The organism is Salegentibacter flavus, from assembly GCF_900115145.1.
Lineage (GTDB): Bacteria > Bacteroidota > Bacteroidia > Flavobacteriales > Flavobacteriaceae > Salegentibacter > Salegentibacter flavus.
The window spans coordinates 1-17,608 of the sequence record NZ_FOVL01000029.1 but is presented as its reverse complement, the minus strand read 5'-3'; the positions used below and the strand labels follow the sequence as shown (position 1 = coordinate 17,608).

The window sequence follows — 17,608 nt, the reverse complement described above, 5'->3', positions numbered from 1 at the left end:
TGTAGGGTTTAAGCTCACTATATCTTTTTTCCTAGAATGTTCTGCGTCAGGGGACTTTGTTTTGGTAAAAGCAAAGTTTAAGCATCTACATTATCTTATTTTTTCTTCTAAAAGGTATGAAATTATTGTTCTTAGTTTTTATCTGTTGTTTCTAATGAAGCATTTGTTACTGGTGAACTACTGGATAAATATACTAACTAATAAAATCCTAAAAAACCAAACTTAATAGGTTCCAAATGTTGATATATTTATCCGAAATATTGACCATAATGGAGGTTATCCTGCATTGGTGGTGGTGGTGATTTTGAGTATATTAGTATTTGCTCAATGTTAATTAGTTTTAGGTTAATAGGTAGAATTGCCAGTCGAGGGTCAAACCTTGACTGGTTATTTTATGTCTTAATTTGAAGGTCATGTCTTAGGAACTAATTATGGGATCAATCTCAAAAGTTATGTGTGAATTGAAATAATATTTTGATTTTTGTTTTCCTACATAGGAAGCATTGGAAACATATATAGACCTACTTAATATTTTATTACCAGAATTATTGATACCCATTTTGATCTCCCCAATTATCAAACAGATAGAGAACCACTACACCAACTTTTTATCTAGCATATCGGCCATTGACGCTTGACAATTTTTATAATATCATAAAATTGGTATATAACTTACAAAAATTATAAGCTGTTATTTTAAGCCAATCTTAAGAAAAATCAAATCTTAACTTAAGTAAAAATTGTAACTTTTGCAGCATGAGAATTTTAATCGTAGAAGATGAACCCGGTATATCCAACTTCCTCAAACAAGGTTTGGAGGAGGAATCTTATGCTGTGGATATTACTGAGGAAGGTAAAAGGGGTCTTCAATTGGCCCTTTCGGGCGAATATGATTTGTTGCTATTAGATTGGATGGTACCAGGAATGAGCGGTATTGAAATCTGTCGTCAATTCAAAAAAGAATTTAAAGATACCCCGGTCATTCTTTTAACGGCAAAAGATACGGTTGATGAAACCATTTTTGGTCTTCAGGCAGGAGCAAATGATTATATTAAAAAACCTTTTCATTTTGAAGAGCTTTTAGAACGAATCAAGGTGCAGTTACGCTCTAATTCAGGAGAACATTCCGTTTTCAAATTGGGGGACATTACACTGAATACTACAACCCATCAAGTCTTTAAATCGGAGGAAGAAATCAGCCTTACACAAAAAGAATTTGCACTGCTGGAATACCTTATGCGCAACAAAGGTATAGTCTGCCGTAGAACACGTATTATTGAAAGTGTTTGGGATATTCATTTTGATTACAATACTGGCGTAATTGATGTTTATATCAATGCTCTTCGTAAAAAATTAAAGCTATCAGAAGATGAAAATTATATTCAAACCGTTCGTGGCGTTGGTTATGTTGCAAAAGAAGTATGAGCTTAAGTTTTAGAAATAGAATTGCATTGCATTATATGATAGCTACTGCCGTGATTATGGCTGTGGCTTTTACCGTTGTTTATTTTGTGGTGCAGGAAACGGTCTATCAAAATCTGGATAATGACCTATCCTTTGAAGCTGAAAAACACAGCGGAGAAATTATTGTTGTTGAGGATAGTATAAAGATAATAAACAAGAAAGAGTGGGAAGAAAGAGAACATCGGGAAGCTCAGGTAAATCCTGTTTTTATTCAAATACTGAATAAAGATGGTGAATTTATGGACAAATCTCCAAACCTTAAAGAAGATGCCCTAAGCTATAACCCACAACAAAACTACGGCGGCCATTTCAACGAAATATTAAACAACATGGCTATTAGGCAAGTACAGATACCTATTGAGAGAAACGGTAGAATTAAAGGTTTTATACTGGCTGCAATGTCATTGGAATCATCCAGGATGGTATTGCTTAACTTACAAAATGTTTTGATTTTTTCTTATTTATTTCTTTTGTCAGGATTATATTTTATTTCCAGATACCTGGCAGGACGAGGCATCATACCTGTACAGGTAATAACTGAAACAACAAAAAGAATTACAAAAAACAATTTGAATGAAAGAGTGGATTTACCCCAAAATGAAGACGAACTCTACGAATTGTCCTCGGGTATAAACCAGTTGTTACAGCGTATTGAAAATGCCATCGAGCGGGAGCGACAATTTACCTCAGACGCTTCTCATGAACTGCGTACCCCTTTATCAACCTTAAAAGGCACGCTTGAAGTATTGATTCGAAAACCAAGAAAGCAGTTGGAATATGAGGATAAAATCAAATTTAGCCTTACGGAAATAGACCGAATGACTGAAACATTGGAACAACTTTTACTCCTGGCAAGGTTAGATACGAGCTCAAAAAGCCTTGACCAATCCTTAGTACCTTTACCCACCTTAATAGACGAAATCCTTTCAAGGCATAAAAAGCGTATTTCGGAAAAAAAACTTGTGATCGACTTTCGCAAGGGTGCCGTTTTGGAAGGTGTTGTACCACAATATTATTCCAACCTGATATTGGATAATATTATCGGTAACGCTATAAAATATTCCAGGGAGAACAAGATTCTACGCATTACGATTACCGAAACCGATTCAAAAATGGTCTGCAAGGTTCAGGATGAAGGGATAGGCATTAAAAAAGAGGATTTAGACAGTTTGTTCAACCACTTTTTTAGGTCAGATGCACTAAACCATAGAAGCATTCCGGGGAACGGCTTGGGGCTTTCCATAGCCAAAAAGGCTGCCGATGCCATAAATGCAGAAATTCACGTAGAAAGTGAATTTGGTGCAGGAACAACTTTCACAATTGAATTTTAAGTAAAACTTAAGAAGTTCTTTAAGTAGTCCTTATAATCCCCTATTACTTTTATACAAGAATTAGCAATACTACCTTTAAAAAAGAAAATAGATTTTCCCCCCTAAAACTTTACTTTTTGGTTGGTGTTTAATGGTTGATTGGCAAAGGCCCTGAACAATGTTCGGGGCTTTTGTTTTGGTGAAAATCTTAAGCGAATCTTAAGAAACCACTTAGATGGCTCTTAGATACACCAAATACTTTCGTGATATGAATTTTAATAACCCAGCATAAAATGTTAGAACGTATCATTCAATACAGCATCCACCACAAACTTATTGTACTCTTATTTACAGCGGGTATCGTAGGCTTTGGCTTATATTCTCTATTAAATATCCCCATGGGGGCCGTTCCGGATGTAACCAACAATCAGGTACAGGTCATTACCACCTCCAGAAACTTAGCTACCGAAGATGTAGAAAAGTTTTTGACTTATCCCGTAGAATTGGAAATGGCAAATTTGCCAGGGGTTAAGGAAATCCGTTCGGTATCAAAGTTTGGACTATCCGTAGTTACTGTTGTTTTTAATGATAATATGGACACTTATCTGCCCCGCCAGCTTATCGCGGAGAAAATAAAAAGTGCCGAGGAAAAGATTCCGGCAGGATTCGGCACACCTTTTATGGGGCCGGTTTCCACAGGTTTGGGCGAAATTTATCAATATGTAATCGATGTTGATCCAGAATACAAAGAACAGTATTCATTATCTGATGTGCGCACCATTCAGGATTGGGTGGTGAAACGCCAGCTTTCGGGCATTCCGGGAGTGGTGGAAGTAAATACTTGGGGAGGCTACCTAAAAACTTATGAAGTAGCTATTAATCCTGAACAGCTTCGTGCCATGGACGTTTCCTTGTTCGATGTGTTCAGTGCACTGGAAAAAAACAATAGCGTTGCCGGGGGCGGTTATATAGAAAAAGCAAATGAAAGCTACTTTATCAGGGGCGAAGGCTTAGTGGGTTCCATACAGGATATTGAAGACATCGTAGTAACAAGAAAAGGAGACGTGCCAGTGTATGTTGGAGACATTGCTAAAGTAGGTTTTGGCCATGCCAACCGTTTTGGTGCAATCACAGGAAACGGCGAAGGAGAAAAAGTATTGGGGCAGGTAATGATGCTTAAAGACGCCAATTCCAATGCTGTTATTAAAGCTGTAAAAGAACGCGTGGCTGAAATACAATCATCCTTGCCCCCCGGCATTTCTATTAACCCTTTTTTAGAGCGAAGTGAACTTATTGGTAAAACTACTTTTACAATTGCCGAAAACCTGATACTGGGGAGCTTAATTGTGATATTCGTTGTAGTACTGCTTCTGGGTAACCTACGGTCTGGTCTTGTCGTTGCCTCTGTTATTCCATTATCGTTGCTATTTGCACTTTCCCTAATGTACCTCTTCGGTGTGGATGCCAACCTGATGAGCTTAGGGGCGATAGATTTTGGGATTATCATCGATGGCGCAGTAATTATCGTTGAGTTTATTGCCTATAAGATCACCAGTCAACGGGCTAAGATATTGGCTCTTCCCAAAAACCAAAGGCAGGGTTTAATAGATAACATCACCCACAAAGGGGCTACCAAAATGATGAACTCCGCAGTTTTCGGACAAATAATCATAATTATCGTATTTATACCAATTTTATCTCTGGTCAATGTAGAAGGTAAAATGTTCCGGCCCATGGCATTAGTATTCTCTTTTGCCCTTACTGGTGCCATGGTGTTGTGTTTTACCTACATACCAGTAATGGCCTCTTTATTTATCAAACCTACCGATACCGAAAAAAAAACTATTTCCTCCAGACTAATCAATTTCTTAGAAAGAAAGTACCAGCCTACTATTGCCTGGGCTTTGCATAATAAAAAAGTAGTTTTGGGCATTGCATTGGGATTATTGGTGTTTACCGGATTTCTATTTACGAGAATGGGAGGCGAATTCGTGCCGACTTTGGATGAAGGGGATTTTGTAATTCAGCCAGTATTAAAAACGGGGACCTCATTAAGCAAAACTATTGAAGCTACTACTAGAATGGAAAAAATATTGAAAAAATTTCCTGAAGTTGATCAAGCTGTCAGTCGGATTGGTGCTGCCGAAGTACCTACGGACCCAATGTCTATGGAAGAAAGTGATGTTATCATTAAACTACGGCCAAAAAGCGAATGGGTATCTGCCAGGACAAAAGACGAACTGGCAAATAAATTTAAAGAAGCCTTGTCAGAAGAGATAGCAGGTGTTGATTTTGAGTTTACACAGCCTATCGAAATGCGATTCAATGAGCTGATCACAGGGGTACGTGCAGATGTGGCAATTAAGGTTTTTGGCGAAGATCTAGACATACTCTATAAAAAAGCTATGGAAATAGAAAAAGCAATACAAAATGTAGAAGGAGCTGCCGATATTATTGTAGAAAAAACTGCAGGACTGCCCCAGATGTCCGTAAAGTACGACCGTAGAAAAATTGCGAAATACGGGTTAAACATTCAGGACTTAAATAAGGTTGTTACCATGGGTTTTGCAGGAATGACCGCTGGAACAGTTTTCGAAGGGGAAAAGCAATTTGATTTGGTGCTTCGTTATGATAAAGCCCATAGAATGGATATTGAAAATATAGAAAGGGCCCTGATATCTCTTCCTAATGGAATGAAATTGCCACTAAGTGAATTCGCACAAATAGGTTATACCAAAGGACCCGCAAAAATTTCGCGCGACGATACCAAACGGCGCATTGTTGTAGGTGTGAACGTGCGTAACCGGGATTTAGAATCGGTTGTAAAAGATGTGCAAACCATTATTGAAAGGGATATTAGTCTGCCTACCGGTTATTCCATAAGCTACGGAGGGCAATTTGAAAATCTTCGTACGGCAACGGCAAGATTAAAAATTGCCGTACCTATCGCCTTGGTGTTGATCTTTGTCTTGCTCTACTTTGCATTCGATTCAGTAAAGGAAGCCTTGATGATTTACAGTGCTATTCCCTTAGCAGCCATTGGAGGTGTATTGTTACTTTATATTCGGGATATGCCCTTTAGTATTTCTGCAGGCGTTGGCTTTATTGCTCTTTTTGGAATCGCTGTGCTAAACGGTATTGTATTAATCGAAGAATTTAAGGAACTTAAAGCACACGGTGTAGACAATCTCAATAAACGAATTTTAATAGGTACAAGGAATAGATTACGTCCTGTGTTATTAACAGCATCGGCAGCCGCTTTAGGCTTTTTACCTATGGCAATTTCAACTTCTGCCGGAGCAGAGGTGCAAAGACCGTTGGCAACAGTTGTTGTAGGTGGATTAGTAACTGCTACTGTGTTAACCCTTGTAGTATTACCGGTTTTATATGCAATGTTCGATAGAAAAGGACATGATCCAAAAGGTAAGAAAAAAAGGAACCTAAAATCTCTCGGGATTATTGCCCTTTTGTTCCTGCCTGTTTTGGGCAGTGCTCAACAAAACCCTATTGATGCGGAACAAGCAGTACAAATAGCCATTGAGAATAATAGTGGACTTAAGGCTTTCTCCAAAAGGATAGACCAATCCAAACAGTTGGTAGGTAGCGCCTTCAATTTAGATAAAACACAGGTATACTATAATTATGATGAAAACAACATTGCCGAGAACGGCCTTCCATTAGATGTTTTTGGGGTGAGCCAATCCATACAATTCCCAACGATCTATGGAGCGCAACGAAAGGTGGAAAAACAAAAAGTCAAGTTGTCTACCCAACAGTACCGGTTAAACGAAAGAATCCTCACCAAAGAGGTTTACAAAGCCTTTTATAATGTGGTTTACTATAACAGTCTTGTTGAGCAATACACCTTTCTTGATAGTCTTTACGGGCAATTTTCCAGGGCTGCCAATAAACGATATGATGTAGGCGAAACCAACTTATTGGAAAAACTAACGGCAGAGACCAAGCAAAAAGAAATATCTGTTTTGCTGGCACAGACAAAAGAAGGGGTAACTAAGGCAACTACCATGTTACATCAATGGATGCAAACAAATTCAGTAATTCATATAGAGGAGAGCAATTTGCCTAAACTGGAATTGCAACAACCTGATTTTAGTGACCATCCCGGGATACTTTACTACGATTCCGCTCAAAAATTGAGCAAAGTATCTCTCTCTTTAGAAAGGCAAAGATTACTTCCCGATTTGCATATATCAGCCTTCCGGGGTACTACTAATGGGCTGGATTCAAAGCGATATAACGGATTTCAGGCGGGCATATCAATTCCTTTATGGTTCGGGGCGAACAAAGCAAAAATCAATGCGGCAAAAACACAGACCCTGATCATGGCCGATGAATCTGAAAATTACAAGATACAACTGAAATCAAGGTATCAAGGCTTGTTATCTGATTTAAAGAAATTTCAGGAAGCCGTTGATTATTATGAAATCACAGGTGGTAAACTTGCAAAAGAATTAACTACAAATGCATCAAAATCATTTCAAAACGGAGAGATAGATTTCCTGCAATATGTACAGTTATTGGAAAGTGCCAAAAATATTCAAATCACTTATTTACAAAACCTAAACGCGTATAACGCTACAGTTTTAGAATTAAATTATTTAATCAATTAACGATGAAAAATACAATCAACATCTTCACCAATGTTATAAGTCTAACGAGCATTTTTTTAATGCTAACGCTGGCTTCCTGCAATTCAAAAGAAAAATCAGAAGTGGCCAATACAGAAGCCTCAATAGAATACGCAGACCGGGAAGCAATTACCATAACCGAAAACCAGTTCAAAACCGGTAGTATGGAATTGGGCAAATTATCGATGCAAGAGTTTAACATTGTTGTAAAAGCCAACGGTATGTTCGCAGTGCCTCCACAAAACCAAGTAGACGTTAGCACCTACTTTGCCGGCTACGTAAAGGATATCAAACTATTGCCAGGGCACGCGGTAAAAAAAGGGGAGGTCCTGTTCACTATCGAGAATCCGGAATATGTTCAGGCCCAACAGAATTTCCTGGAAGCCCAGGGACGTTTGAGCTATTTGAAATCTGATTATGAACGCCAGAAAAAACTGATGGCCGATAATGTGACTTCAAAAAAAGTGTTTTTAAAGGCCGAATCAGATTATACCGTGACTTCGGCACAATACCAATCTCTTAAAAAGAGGTTGAGCCTTATGAATATTAATCCGAATACCCTTACGGGCGAAAACATTAGGTCGGTAATTAGCGTGACTTCGCCATTATCGGGTTATGCAACTTCGGTTAATGTAAGTAAAGGAATGTACCTAAACCCTTCGGATGTTGCTGTAACCGTTACCAATACCGATAACCTTCATATAGAATTGAAGATTTTTGAAAATGACCTTCCTATGGTAAAGGTAGGTCAGCAAATCAATGTGAGATTACAAAACGACAAGAACAAAGTATATAAAGGTAAAGTTCATTTAGTCAACAAGTCTATAAACGCCATGGATAGAACCGTAGATATTCACGGGGATTTGGTAAATGAAGATGATATAAAACTTTTTAACCCCGGAATGTATATAGAAGCTGAAATTTTGACCACCACTGCGGAATATCCCGCCTTGCCAACAGAAGCGGTTGCGAATATTGATAATGACTTTTTTGTACTTGTGAAAAAAGATAGCATAAATTTTAAAAGGGTATTGGTAAAAATAGGTGCTACAAACAATGAATTTACCCAAATATTAAATGCATCTGATTTTCAATCAGATACGGAGTTTCTAACCAAAGGAGCATTTAATTTAATAAGAGAGTAAGTCTTGGCCATTTAAAAACAGGTGCGTACCAGATAAATTAATTTAACGTTTTAAATAGAACAATTATGAACGATGTGCATATTCATTTAGTAGTAACCCATCTTCCCATTGTGGGAGTATTGATTGGGTTTTTGGTCTTACTCACAGGGTATATCAAAAAGAGCCCACAAGTCAAGACAACGGCATTGGGTATTTTTATTTTTAGTGCCCTGGCAGCTATTGCTGCTTTCTATACAGGGGAAGCCGCTGAGGATATCGCGGAGAATCTTCCGGGAGTTAGCGAAACCCTTATCCATACACATGAAGAACAAGCAGAACTTTTCTATACGATGATGTTGATCTTAGGAGGTGCTTCTCTTGTGACTTTGCTTATTCACCACAAAAAATATACTTTCGTTAAATACGGCTTTATTGTAGTGTTACTCCTGTCTCTAAGCAGTATAATTATTTCAAAATATGTGGGTACCAGTGGAGGCGAAATAACCCATGTTGAAATTAGAAATGACAGCAATGTAATTCAGTTAGATTCCCATTATGATAGCGAGGACGATTAAAAGTATTACGAGGAACTGTTTAGGCATACTTCATTGTAGTAAATTCAATCCCCTGTCTTTTTATCTTTGCCAAACGCAAAAAGTAAACTGGAGCAATGAAACAAGTGGGGTAGATCCTGAATACTTCCCCAGGCTTGGAGAGCCCGAAAAAAACCCGCACTTCTCTGCAGGTTTTTTTGTGAGTGTGGCAGGATTACCTCTCTACGGTCGGTGATCCTGAGTGGGGGTTGATTGAAACAAAGCCCGCAGGCTGCCACCTGCCTGGTCTTTTTTTTTGGTATACAGCTTGAAAGCAAGCTTTCGCCTTTCACCAATAAAAAGAGGCCGTCTCCCTGTTCGTGGAAAAAAGGTATTCCTACATATAAAACGCCGTCGCTGGCTCAATAAACAAAGCAAACAGGTTGTTCAGCGTGACTGGAACTTAGTAGCACAAGGAACCCGGATGACCGTCGAGTTCGCTGCTTTTTTAAAAGCACTTAGTCAGTACTAAAGCCTCTGACTGTCATACCATCGGTGGATTTTACGGGGTAAACGGAAAAATCTACAATGCCAGTACAAAGATTATCTAAGCGATTTTAAGGAGTGGGATCAAAAACTCCATGCAAAGGGATGGTTCATCTTCCCCCAAAACATCAACTCAAAACTCTCTATAGATGAGACCGCACTCTCTAAAGGAGAGCTTTATACCATCATTACCAATAAAAAAGCAAAAGGAAAAAAGGGCAGTATCGTAGCTATTTTCTCGGGAACAAAGGTAGAGCCTATTATAGCACAACTGCTCAAAATACCAGCTTCAAAGCGTGGACGAGTTAAGGAAATCACTTTGGATATGGCCAATTCAATGAAAACCATTGTCAGGAAATCCTTCCCTAAGGCCATACAGGTTACAGATCGCTTCCATGTGCAAAAACTTACATTCGAAGCCTTGCAGGATATTAGGATCAAGCACCGATGGGAGGTTATAGATATGGAAAACGAACAAATCAAACAGGCAAGGTTAAAACAAAAAATATTTAGGCCTGAAATCTTTCAAAATGTTGATCCCAGAAAACAATTATTAGCACGTAGCCGTTACCTGTTCTATAAAGCACCTTCGAACTGGACAGAGAACCAATACGGACGCAGCAAAACACTCTTCGAACAATATCCGGATATTGGGATACAACACCACTAATTAAATATCCAACCTCCATTTCAGGATAGGCTTTATTAGGTGATTTAATGTTCCGGTACCAATAGATTTTCCGTTATATTTATGCTACTAAAACAGGTTTGGTTTCAAGTATAAGAACATTCTGCAAATTATTGAAATTAGCTGAATTCTATAAAAATAACAATGAAATACATTTTTTTAATAGCTGCCTTCAATGCCCTGTTTTTTGCGGTTTTAGTTTTGCAGAAAAAAAAAGCATTACATGATAAAATACTTATTTACTGGCTAATTTACTTAGGTCTGTACACTGGCGTTTATGCTTTATTTTCTAATAAACTATTTGAAGATTTTCACCTGCTTTCAGCAAGTTTTATTTCATTACTCTTACTTCATGGCCCATTCTTGTTTTTATATATCTCTGCATTAATTGATCAAAAATTTCAATTCAATAGAAAAAAACTGTTACATTTTGTTCCTTTTATCCTATTCAATCTTTATATAGTTATCGCTTCCTTAATACCTAAAATATCGGAACGAATAAGATTGGACCATGTAGAGGGTGAAGCTGGGGCGCCCTTGATGTTTAATTTTTTCCTGATTCTTACAGTTCTATCCGGGCCATTCTATTTTATTTCATCAATTCTGCTCTTTAAGAAATTGGACATCAACATCTTCAATAATTTTTCAACGTATGAGAATGTTAACCTCGACTGGTTAAGAAAACTTGTCTATACTTTTGGGGCTATATGGACAGTATTAATGATTTTCGTCACTATCCATCATGTTTTCCAAATGTTCTCATGGATTTTTTGTACTCACGGGTTATCTCTTTCTTTGTCCGTTTTTATCATTTTAATAGGTTATTTTGGCTTAAAACAAAAGGAAATATTCATTCCTTATCCTGACCAGAACATCCAATACGTAACGGAACCAAAGACGAAGTATGCCAATGTAACTTTGAAAAAGGATGAGGCCGAAAAATATGTAAACAAAATACGGCATTATATGCGCGTAGAAAAACCATATCTGGATGCTGACTTAACCTTGCCACAGCTGGCAGCTAAGCTTCATATTCCTTCACACCTGCTTTCACGGATAATCAATGAAATATTTAGACTTAATTTTTTTGATTTTATTAACCAATACAGGGTACAGGAAGTGAAATCAAAACTAAATGATCCTGAATTCGATAATTTATCGTTATTAGGTATAGCATTTGACTCTGGCTTTAATTCTAAATCGGCATTTAACAGGGTCTTTAAGAAATTTACAGGGATGACACCCAGTGAATATAAGAGCCAACACTAAATGCTATAATCCAGCACTTTGAATACTCTATCATTAAGTCCAGTTTTATAAAATGGGACTTCTAATTGTTGCTTAATTGGTGCTACATTATAAAGTAGGTCGCACTAGAGCGGTTCTTCATTTACTTTTGTCTCAGAATATTTCTAATAGTAACAATTAAAAAATATCATGAAAACAAAGGAAATTAATTTAAGAACGGGAAGTCCCAAAAGACTTCTATCCCGTAAAAGGAATTTGAAAACCACCTTCTCAATTGTAATCGGTTCACTATTAATACTATTTGCTGCACTCCCCGCTTCAGCACATTGTGATCGGGAAAATGGACCTGTAGCTAAAGATGCTATGGAAGCACTCAAAACTGGAGATTTTAACAAAATTTCCATTTGGGTCGGCCAGGAGCAGGAAGAAGAACTAGAGGCAAAATTTAAACAAACCCTTGCTGTTTATAATGATGGGGATGCTGCCCGCCAACTGGCCACAGATTATTTTATGGAAACCGCTGTCAGGCTGCACCGCGAAGCTGAAGGAATGCCTTTCACCGGACTAAAACCGGCAAGTCCCAATCCTCCGGATATAGCGAAAGCAGAAAAAGCTCTGGAGACAGGTGACATTCGTCCCTTACAAATTCTTCTTATGGAGGAAATGGAAAAGGAGACTTCCAGGTGGTTTCAAAAAGCTCTTGAAACAAAGAAAAACAAGGAAAAAAGTGTAGAAGCCGGACGCCAATGGGTGGATAGTTATGTGAAATACATCGTTTTTACTCATAAACTCTACCAACAAATTCAAGCTGGTCCCCCTCATGGAGTAGGAGAATAGTAAAAGAAAAATTGGAATTATTTATTTAATAATGACAGAACAATTTTAGAATCTTCCCCGGTGAATTTCGGGGAAGGATTCTTATCGTTTAAGTTAACAAAAAAGCACGGATCCCTAAAATCGTATTTAAACCATTTGGTCTATAGTCTTAATTTTAAGTTTGTTTCATTTAATAAATTTTGTACCAGTTTGTCAGGAATATGACTTGAAATCTCAAGGTTTTCAAATACGTGATAGCTGTGCCCAATTTAAAACAACAAACAGAAAATAAATGGAAAATATAACAATAGACAATTACCTGGATAACCATTACATACACCGCAGCAATTGGTTGAGAGCTGCTGTTTTGGGGGCAAACGATGGAATAATATCTATTTCAAGTCTTGCAATAGGTGTTGCTGCTGCAAGTTCTACAAGAGAACCAATTGTTTTAGCAACCGTAGCAGGAGTTGTTGCCGGTGCATTATCTATGTCGGCCGGAGAATATGTTTCTGTAAGTTCCCAGACAGACCTAGAAAAAGCAGATATAGAAAGAGAAAAGCAAGAGCTTGAAGAAATGCCCGAAACAGAGTTGAACATTTTAGCCCAAATCTATGAGAATAGGGGGGTGAAAAAAGAAACAGCAAAGCAAGTAGCACTTGAAATGACTGAGTATGATGCGTTGGGAACCCATGTTAGAGATGAATTAGGAATAAATGAGATTAGTCAGGCAAACCCAATACAAGCAGCCATAGCATCGGGAGCATCATTTATTTTTGGGGGTGCCTTGCCGCTTTTAGTAGTAGTTTTTTTCCCAATAAAAGGAATGGAATACCTGCTTTACGGTTTCACAACTATTTTTCTGATCATTTTAGGAGCAACCTCTGCAAAAACAGGGGGTTCAAGTGTGACAAAAGCTATCTTACGAATTACAATATGGGGCACCATTGCCATGGGATTATCGGCTTTAGTGGGATATCTCTTTGGCGTTAATGTATAATTCTAAATTTTAATAAAAATGAATGAAGTCCATTTCCATTTAGCGGTAACTCACTTACCAATCATTTTTACAATTGTGGGAATAATTGTTTTGGTTACAGGCCTGATTTCAAAATCTGAAGCAGTAAAACGAACAGCATATTTAATTTTCTCTATCGGTGCTTTAACTTCCATAGCTGCAATGACGAGCGGGGAAGGTTCAGAAGACATTGTCGAAAATATTGATGGTATAAACGAGAGTTTTATCGAAACCCACGAAGAAGCGGCAGAACTATTTTCAATTCTAACCTATATTTTAGGAGGGCTCTCCCTGATAGGGTTATGGGTAAGTTTCAAACAAATAACTTTTTTAAAGACCATTAGTATAATAACATTACTATTTGCTTTTGTAGCATTATTCTTCGGCATACAAACTGGAACCACAGGTGGTGAAATCAGACATACTGAAATTAGAAGCGATCCCAATAATGCTACCCTTAATAATAACTACCGTGAAGAAAACGAAAACGATTAAAATCACCCCCCATTCGAATAGTAGTCAGATACTAAAACCATCTTAAGTTTGATTTCTTCCTTGAATTTAACATATTACCATAAATCTGCAGGTTTTGACTAAAAGGAGAAGCCACTAAAACCAAAAGTTATTTTCACCAATTTAGGTGTCCTGCTTTGATCACAAAACATCTTGGATAGCGCCCACAAGTACACTCAATTGCCGCCTAGAATCGCTCAAAAACTGTTATTCGTTGCCAATTCTATCCACGTAAATAAAAATGTGGTTTAGAAAAAACTAAAACAAAGAAATGACGAGATCAAAATCAGTAAAAGTAGAACCCGATAGTATAGGATAGGTTCACTTTACAAAATATCAATTTGGGTTTAATCACTGAATTTTCTAGAAAACCGATTGCAGGCTAAAAAAAAATATAATAAATTGATACAATCAAATTAAATCTAAGCAGGTTTGTTTTTACCCATCAAACCTGTAAAACCTAACAAAATAATTACATGATGAAACGCTTTTACTCTTTAAGTCTTGTGTTATCACTTGTAGTCCTGATGACTGGCTGTAAAAATAATAACAATGCCAATCAAGGTAATACCAATAACCAATCAAAAGATCAAAATACTCAAACCAAAATCTCGAAAAAAAACAACGATACAATTGACCTGAAACAACGTACGGGTATTCCCTTCCAAATTAGTCAGGCCACCCAGGACACCGTGCCTTTATTAGGAATTATGATTAACCTGGAAAAAAATCTGGCTGTTGTTCAGGCTGGTATCTGGAGAGGGGATTATCAAATCATTAGCGAGGCTGCAAATGCCATTGTCAATCATGGATATATTCCTAATCGGGAAATTCAAAAAATACAGGCCATTCTAGGCAAAGAGGGACTGAAAAATTTCGTAGCCGCAGATAAAAACTTGCATAATAAAGCTAAGGAGCTTGCCCAGGCGGCCAAGGATAAGAAGATGGATCAGATTGTCATCCGGACGACAGAACTGATCCAGCGATGCAGCAGCTGCCACGTGAAGTACCGGGGTCCTCTAAGGGACAACCCAAAATGGTTGGAACGTTGAATTAAGGCTAATCATATTATGAAAAAACACTAAGAAACAGCAATAACCTCAATCTAAAAGAGCTTATATCTTATTCTGACTCATATACGGTAAGTAAGATACTATCCAAAAATCCTAATAGAAATATCACTCTTTTTGGCTTTTGATAAAGAGCAAGAACGTAGTGAACATAACGCTCCTTCTAATGCAATAGCCATCATCATTGACGGAGGATAGCAGATAACTTTAAAGAGTGTCGAGTCAGCTTAAAGAAGATGAAATGATTATTCTGCCAGCTGAAGTACCACATTCGTTATTGTACGTTTCAAAATGCTTTTGATCAAGATCAAAGAACCCATCCCCAAGACCAGTTAAATAAATACTATAAATATAATTATTAATTGTAGGATTTTTGGACCCTTTGAGATAGAGTCCCCGATCATAAATGCTGCTGATTTCTCCCTTCCAACAGTAATTCCTTCATTTTTACTTTGGTTAAGCCCTTTTATTTGATTTTAAATAATTTATAGGATTTTAATATTTTTTGATTTATTGAAAAAGCAATCCAGACTATAATGACGCTATAGGCTAAGAAAAGCAGTTTAAAAATGTCACTCTCTAGAAATTTACTGGCTTAGATTTTTAAAAGTGGACTTAAAAGCAATATTCTCATATTTTAAAAACAGTAATTTAATGATCCAAATCATATTATTCCACATTCAAAATAAATTTCTTTGCACAAATATATCAGGATTTGAAAGTCATTTTAAATTACAGTCTGCTATATATTTTCCTAATTGCCACATTATTTCATAGTGTAAGGTTCACCTTCCTCGTTTCTTTTTATACTTTGAACAATGAAAGTTTTACTGAACTTTTTTGTGAAAACAAAGATAAACCTGAATTAGAATGTAATGGGAAATGTTCTATTACCAAGGCCAGCAAAGACCTGAACCAAGAGAAAAACAATCAGGTCCTTAATGGCTTTCAAAAAGAGATAACCTTATATGTAAATTTCCTGGTTTCAGAAAATAGCTTTGATTTACCTGAAACTTGCCTGCCTAATTTTCAATATCTGAATTTCTATTCTTTTCTTTTCGCGGAACAAATTACCCCTCCACCCATGGGAATCTCATAATTATTCTAAAATAAATTTACCCACCTGGTATACGATTTACTGGTTTTACGCCGGGAACTAACTTACCATTTGTTCTACTGCAGCATCAATTTCTATTGATACTTCAATATATCGTGGGAGTTATAAACACGCCTAATTAGTTTGTTTTATTATCTCCAGGGGGGCTTATCAAATTATTAAATTTTTAAAATAAAATATGAAAAGTAAATTTTTATTACTGCTAACCCTGATTCTGGGGTTAGTGGGGCAATTTACTATTGCCCAGGAGAAAATAGTTACTGGAACTGTAACTGACCAGAACGGCCTGCCCTTTCCGGGAGTGAATGTGGTGGTAAAGAATACAAGCTATGGAACCCAAACCAATTATGACGGGGAATATTCCATTACTGCAGAGGTTGGTGATGTCCTTCACTTCAGCTTTATCGGAAAAAAGCTTATCAGTAGAATTGTAGGCTCTTCAAATGTCATCGATGTAGAAATGAAAAATAGCGCCGAGGCGCTAGATGAGGTTATGGTTGTGGCCTACGGGTCAGCGAATAAACAAAGTTTTACAGGGGCAGCTGAAACAGTCACCAATGAAGCGGTTACTCGGGGGGCTACTGCTAGTTTTGAGACTGCCTTACAAGGAAAAGTCTCCGGGGTCAATATTTCTACTTCTGGTCAGCCCGGAGGTAAATCAAATGTTCAGATTCGCGGAATAGGTTCAATTAGTGGTTCAACTCAACCTCTGTATGTTCTCGATGGGGTGGTGATCAATACCGATTCAAACCTTAGGGCAGGAGATTATAGAACAGGAAGTACCGGTTACAACCCTTTGTCTACAATTAATTCTGAAGACATTGAGAGTATAACCATTCTGAAGGATGCTGCAGCTTCCTCCCTTTATGGCTCCAGAGCGGCCAATGGAGTGGTAATCATTACTACAAAAAAAGGGAAAAAAGGAGAGACTGAAATTTCCCTTGGTGTGGAGACTGGCTGGAGTGAGAATCTCACTGAGGAAAACCTGATCAATAATGAGCAGTTCAAAGACCTGTGGATCGAAGGCCAAATAAACCAGTATATCCAGAATAACGAAAATTCCGAATACAGGAGAGTTTATGCAGATAACAGTTTGTACAGTTCATACCAGACTCAAGCGGTAAGTGATTATACAGGAATTTACGGTACAAGCGATGCCAATTCAGACTGGATGGATGCCATTTATCAATCAGGAACCCTCAGAAAATACAATCTTTCTGCAAGGGGCGGGAATGAAAACACTTCCTTCTACGTCTCGGGTAATTATTTTGATCAGGCAGGTACCATCATTGAAACAGGAATGGAGAGGTATTCAGGCCGCCTCAACCTGGAAAACCAGGCGAAAGACTGGATCAAGCTGGGGGTAAATCTTTCGGTTGCGAAATCTGAAAGGGATGCGGCCAACATTGACGGAACTTATGCCGGTGGATTGAACCCATTATACATGGCCCGTGTATTGCCTCCCGCCGCTCCTATCTATGATCCGGAAGGTTATGGCGGATATGCTGATCT

13 protein-coding genes are annotated in these 17,608 nt (G+C 37.7%); all 13 read left to right on the top strand.

Annotated features, from left to right (window positions below; genetic code table 11):
* Positions 1-756 precede the first annotated feature (756 nt).
* On the top strand, positions 757-1,425 hold the full coding sequence (locus BM266_RS15810; RefSeq protein WP_093411413.1) for a response regulator transcription factor: 669 nt from the start codon (positions 757-759) through the stop codon (positions 1,423-1,425).
* Entirely contained in the window at positions 1,422-2,795 is a 1,374-nt protein-coding gene (locus tag BM266_RS15805; RefSeq protein ID WP_093411411.1) for a sensor histidine kinase, read from the top strand. The genes BM266_RS15810 and BM266_RS15805 overlap by 4 nt, the downstream gene beginning before the upstream one ends.
* Before the next feature lie 272 nt (positions 2,796-3,067).
* Positions 3,068-7,405, top strand: a complete 4,338-nt coding sequence (locus BM266_RS15800; protein ID WP_093411410.1) for a CusA/CzcA family heavy metal efflux RND transporter — start codon at positions 3,068-3,070, stop codon at positions 7,403-7,405.
* A 2-nt stretch (positions 7,406-7,407) separates the two neighbouring features.
* Complete coding sequence (locus BM266_RS15795; protein WP_093411408.1) at positions 7,408-8,568, top strand: efflux RND transporter periplasmic adaptor subunit; 1,161 nt, start codon at positions 7,408-7,410, stop codon at positions 8,566-8,568.
* 65 nt (positions 8,569-8,633) lie between these two features.
* A complete protein-coding gene (locus tag BM266_RS15790; RefSeq protein WP_093411407.1) occupies positions 8,634-9,122 on the top strand; it encodes a DUF2231 domain-containing protein in 489 nt (162 codons plus the stop codon).
* 274 nt (positions 9,123-9,396) lie between these two features.
* The gene (locus tag BM266_RS17660) at positions 9,397-9,612 is read left to right on the top strand and encodes an ISAon1 family transposase N-terminal region protein (RefSeq protein WP_449415962.1); all 216 of its coding nucleotides are present in this window, start codon (positions 9,397-9,399) and stop codon (positions 9,610-9,612) included.
* A gap of 9 nt (positions 9,613-9,621) precedes the next feature.
* Positions 9,622-10,296 carry an ISAon1 family transposase gene (locus BM266_RS15780; protein WP_317040981.1) on the top strand — a complete coding sequence of 225 codons (675 nt, stop codon included), beginning with the start codon at positions 9,622-9,624 and terminating at the stop codon, positions 10,294-10,296.
* Positions 10,297-10,458: 162 nt separating this feature from the next.
* Positions 10,459-11,583: a helix-turn-helix domain-containing protein gene (locus BM266_RS15775; protein WP_093411405.1), complete on the top strand. Its 1,125-nt coding sequence runs from the start codon at positions 10,459-10,461 to the stop codon at positions 11,581-11,583.
* A gap of 168 nt (positions 11,584-11,751) precedes the next feature.
* A complete protein-coding gene (locus BM266_RS15770) occupies positions 11,752-12,399 on the top strand; it encodes a DUF6448 family protein (RefSeq protein WP_093411404.1) in 648 nt (215 codons plus the stop codon).
* Between the two features lie 271 nt (positions 12,400-12,670).
* Complete coding sequence (locus tag BM266_RS15765; RefSeq protein ID WP_093411402.1) at positions 12,671-13,378, top strand: VIT1/CCC1 transporter family protein; 708 nt, start codon at positions 12,671-12,673, stop codon at positions 13,376-13,378.
* A gap of 18 nt (positions 13,379-13,396) precedes the next feature.
* Positions 13,397-13,891 carry a hypothetical protein gene (locus tag BM266_RS15760; protein ID WP_093411401.1) on the top strand — a complete coding sequence of 165 codons (495 nt, stop codon included), beginning with the start codon at positions 13,397-13,399 and terminating at the stop codon, positions 13,889-13,891.
* 494 nt (positions 13,892-14,385) lie between these two features.
* Positions 14,386-14,961, top strand: coding sequence for a cytochrome c (locus BM266_RS15755; RefSeq protein WP_093411399.1), 576 nt, complete (start codon positions 14,386-14,388; stop codon positions 14,959-14,961).
* Positions 14,962-16,274: 1,313 nt separating this feature from the next.
* A partial coding sequence (locus BM266_RS15745) for a SusC/RagA family TonB-linked outer membrane protein (RefSeq protein ID WP_139220674.1) occupies positions 16,275-17,608 on the top strand: 1,334 nt, incomplete at its 3' end.

Excerpts from the sequence above, each read along its gene's own strand:
- BM266_RS15795 (WP_093411408.1), top strand. The coding sequence starts at position 7,408 with ATGAAAAATACAATCAACATCTTCACCAATGTTATAAGTCTAACGAGC.
- BM266_RS15770 (WP_093411404.1), top strand. The coding sequence starts at position 11,752 with ATGAAAACAAAGGAAATTAATTTAAGAACGGGAAGTCCCAAAAGACTT.
- BM266_RS15810 (WP_093411413.1), top strand. The coding sequence starts at position 757 with ATGAGAATTTTAATCGTAGAAGATGAACCCGGTATATCCAACTTCCTC.
- BM266_RS15755 (WP_093411399.1), top strand. The coding sequence starts at position 14,386 with ATGATGAAACGCTTTTACTCTTTAAGTCTTGTGTTATCACTTGTAGTC.
- BM266_RS15800 (WP_093411410.1), top strand. The coding sequence starts at position 3,068 with ATGTTAGAACGTATCATTCAATACAGCATCCACCACAAACTTATTGTA.
- BM266_RS15775 (WP_093411405.1), top strand. The coding sequence starts at position 10,459 with ATGAAATACATTTTTTTAATAGCTGCCTTCAATGCCCTGTTTTTTGCG.
- BM266_RS15805 (WP_093411411.1), top strand. The coding sequence starts at position 1,422 with ATGAGCTTAAGTTTTAGAAATAGAATTGCATTGCATTATATGATAGCT.
- BM266_RS15790 (WP_093411407.1), top strand. The coding sequence starts at position 8,634 with ATGAACGATGTGCATATTCATTTAGTAGTAACCCATCTTCCCATTGTG.
- BM266_RS15760 (WP_093411401.1), top strand. The coding sequence starts at position 13,397 with ATGAATGAAGTCCATTTCCATTTAGCGGTAACTCACTTACCAATCATT.
- BM266_RS15765 (WP_093411402.1), top strand. The coding sequence starts at position 12,671 with ATGGAAAATATAACAATAGACAATTACCTGGATAACCATTACATACAC.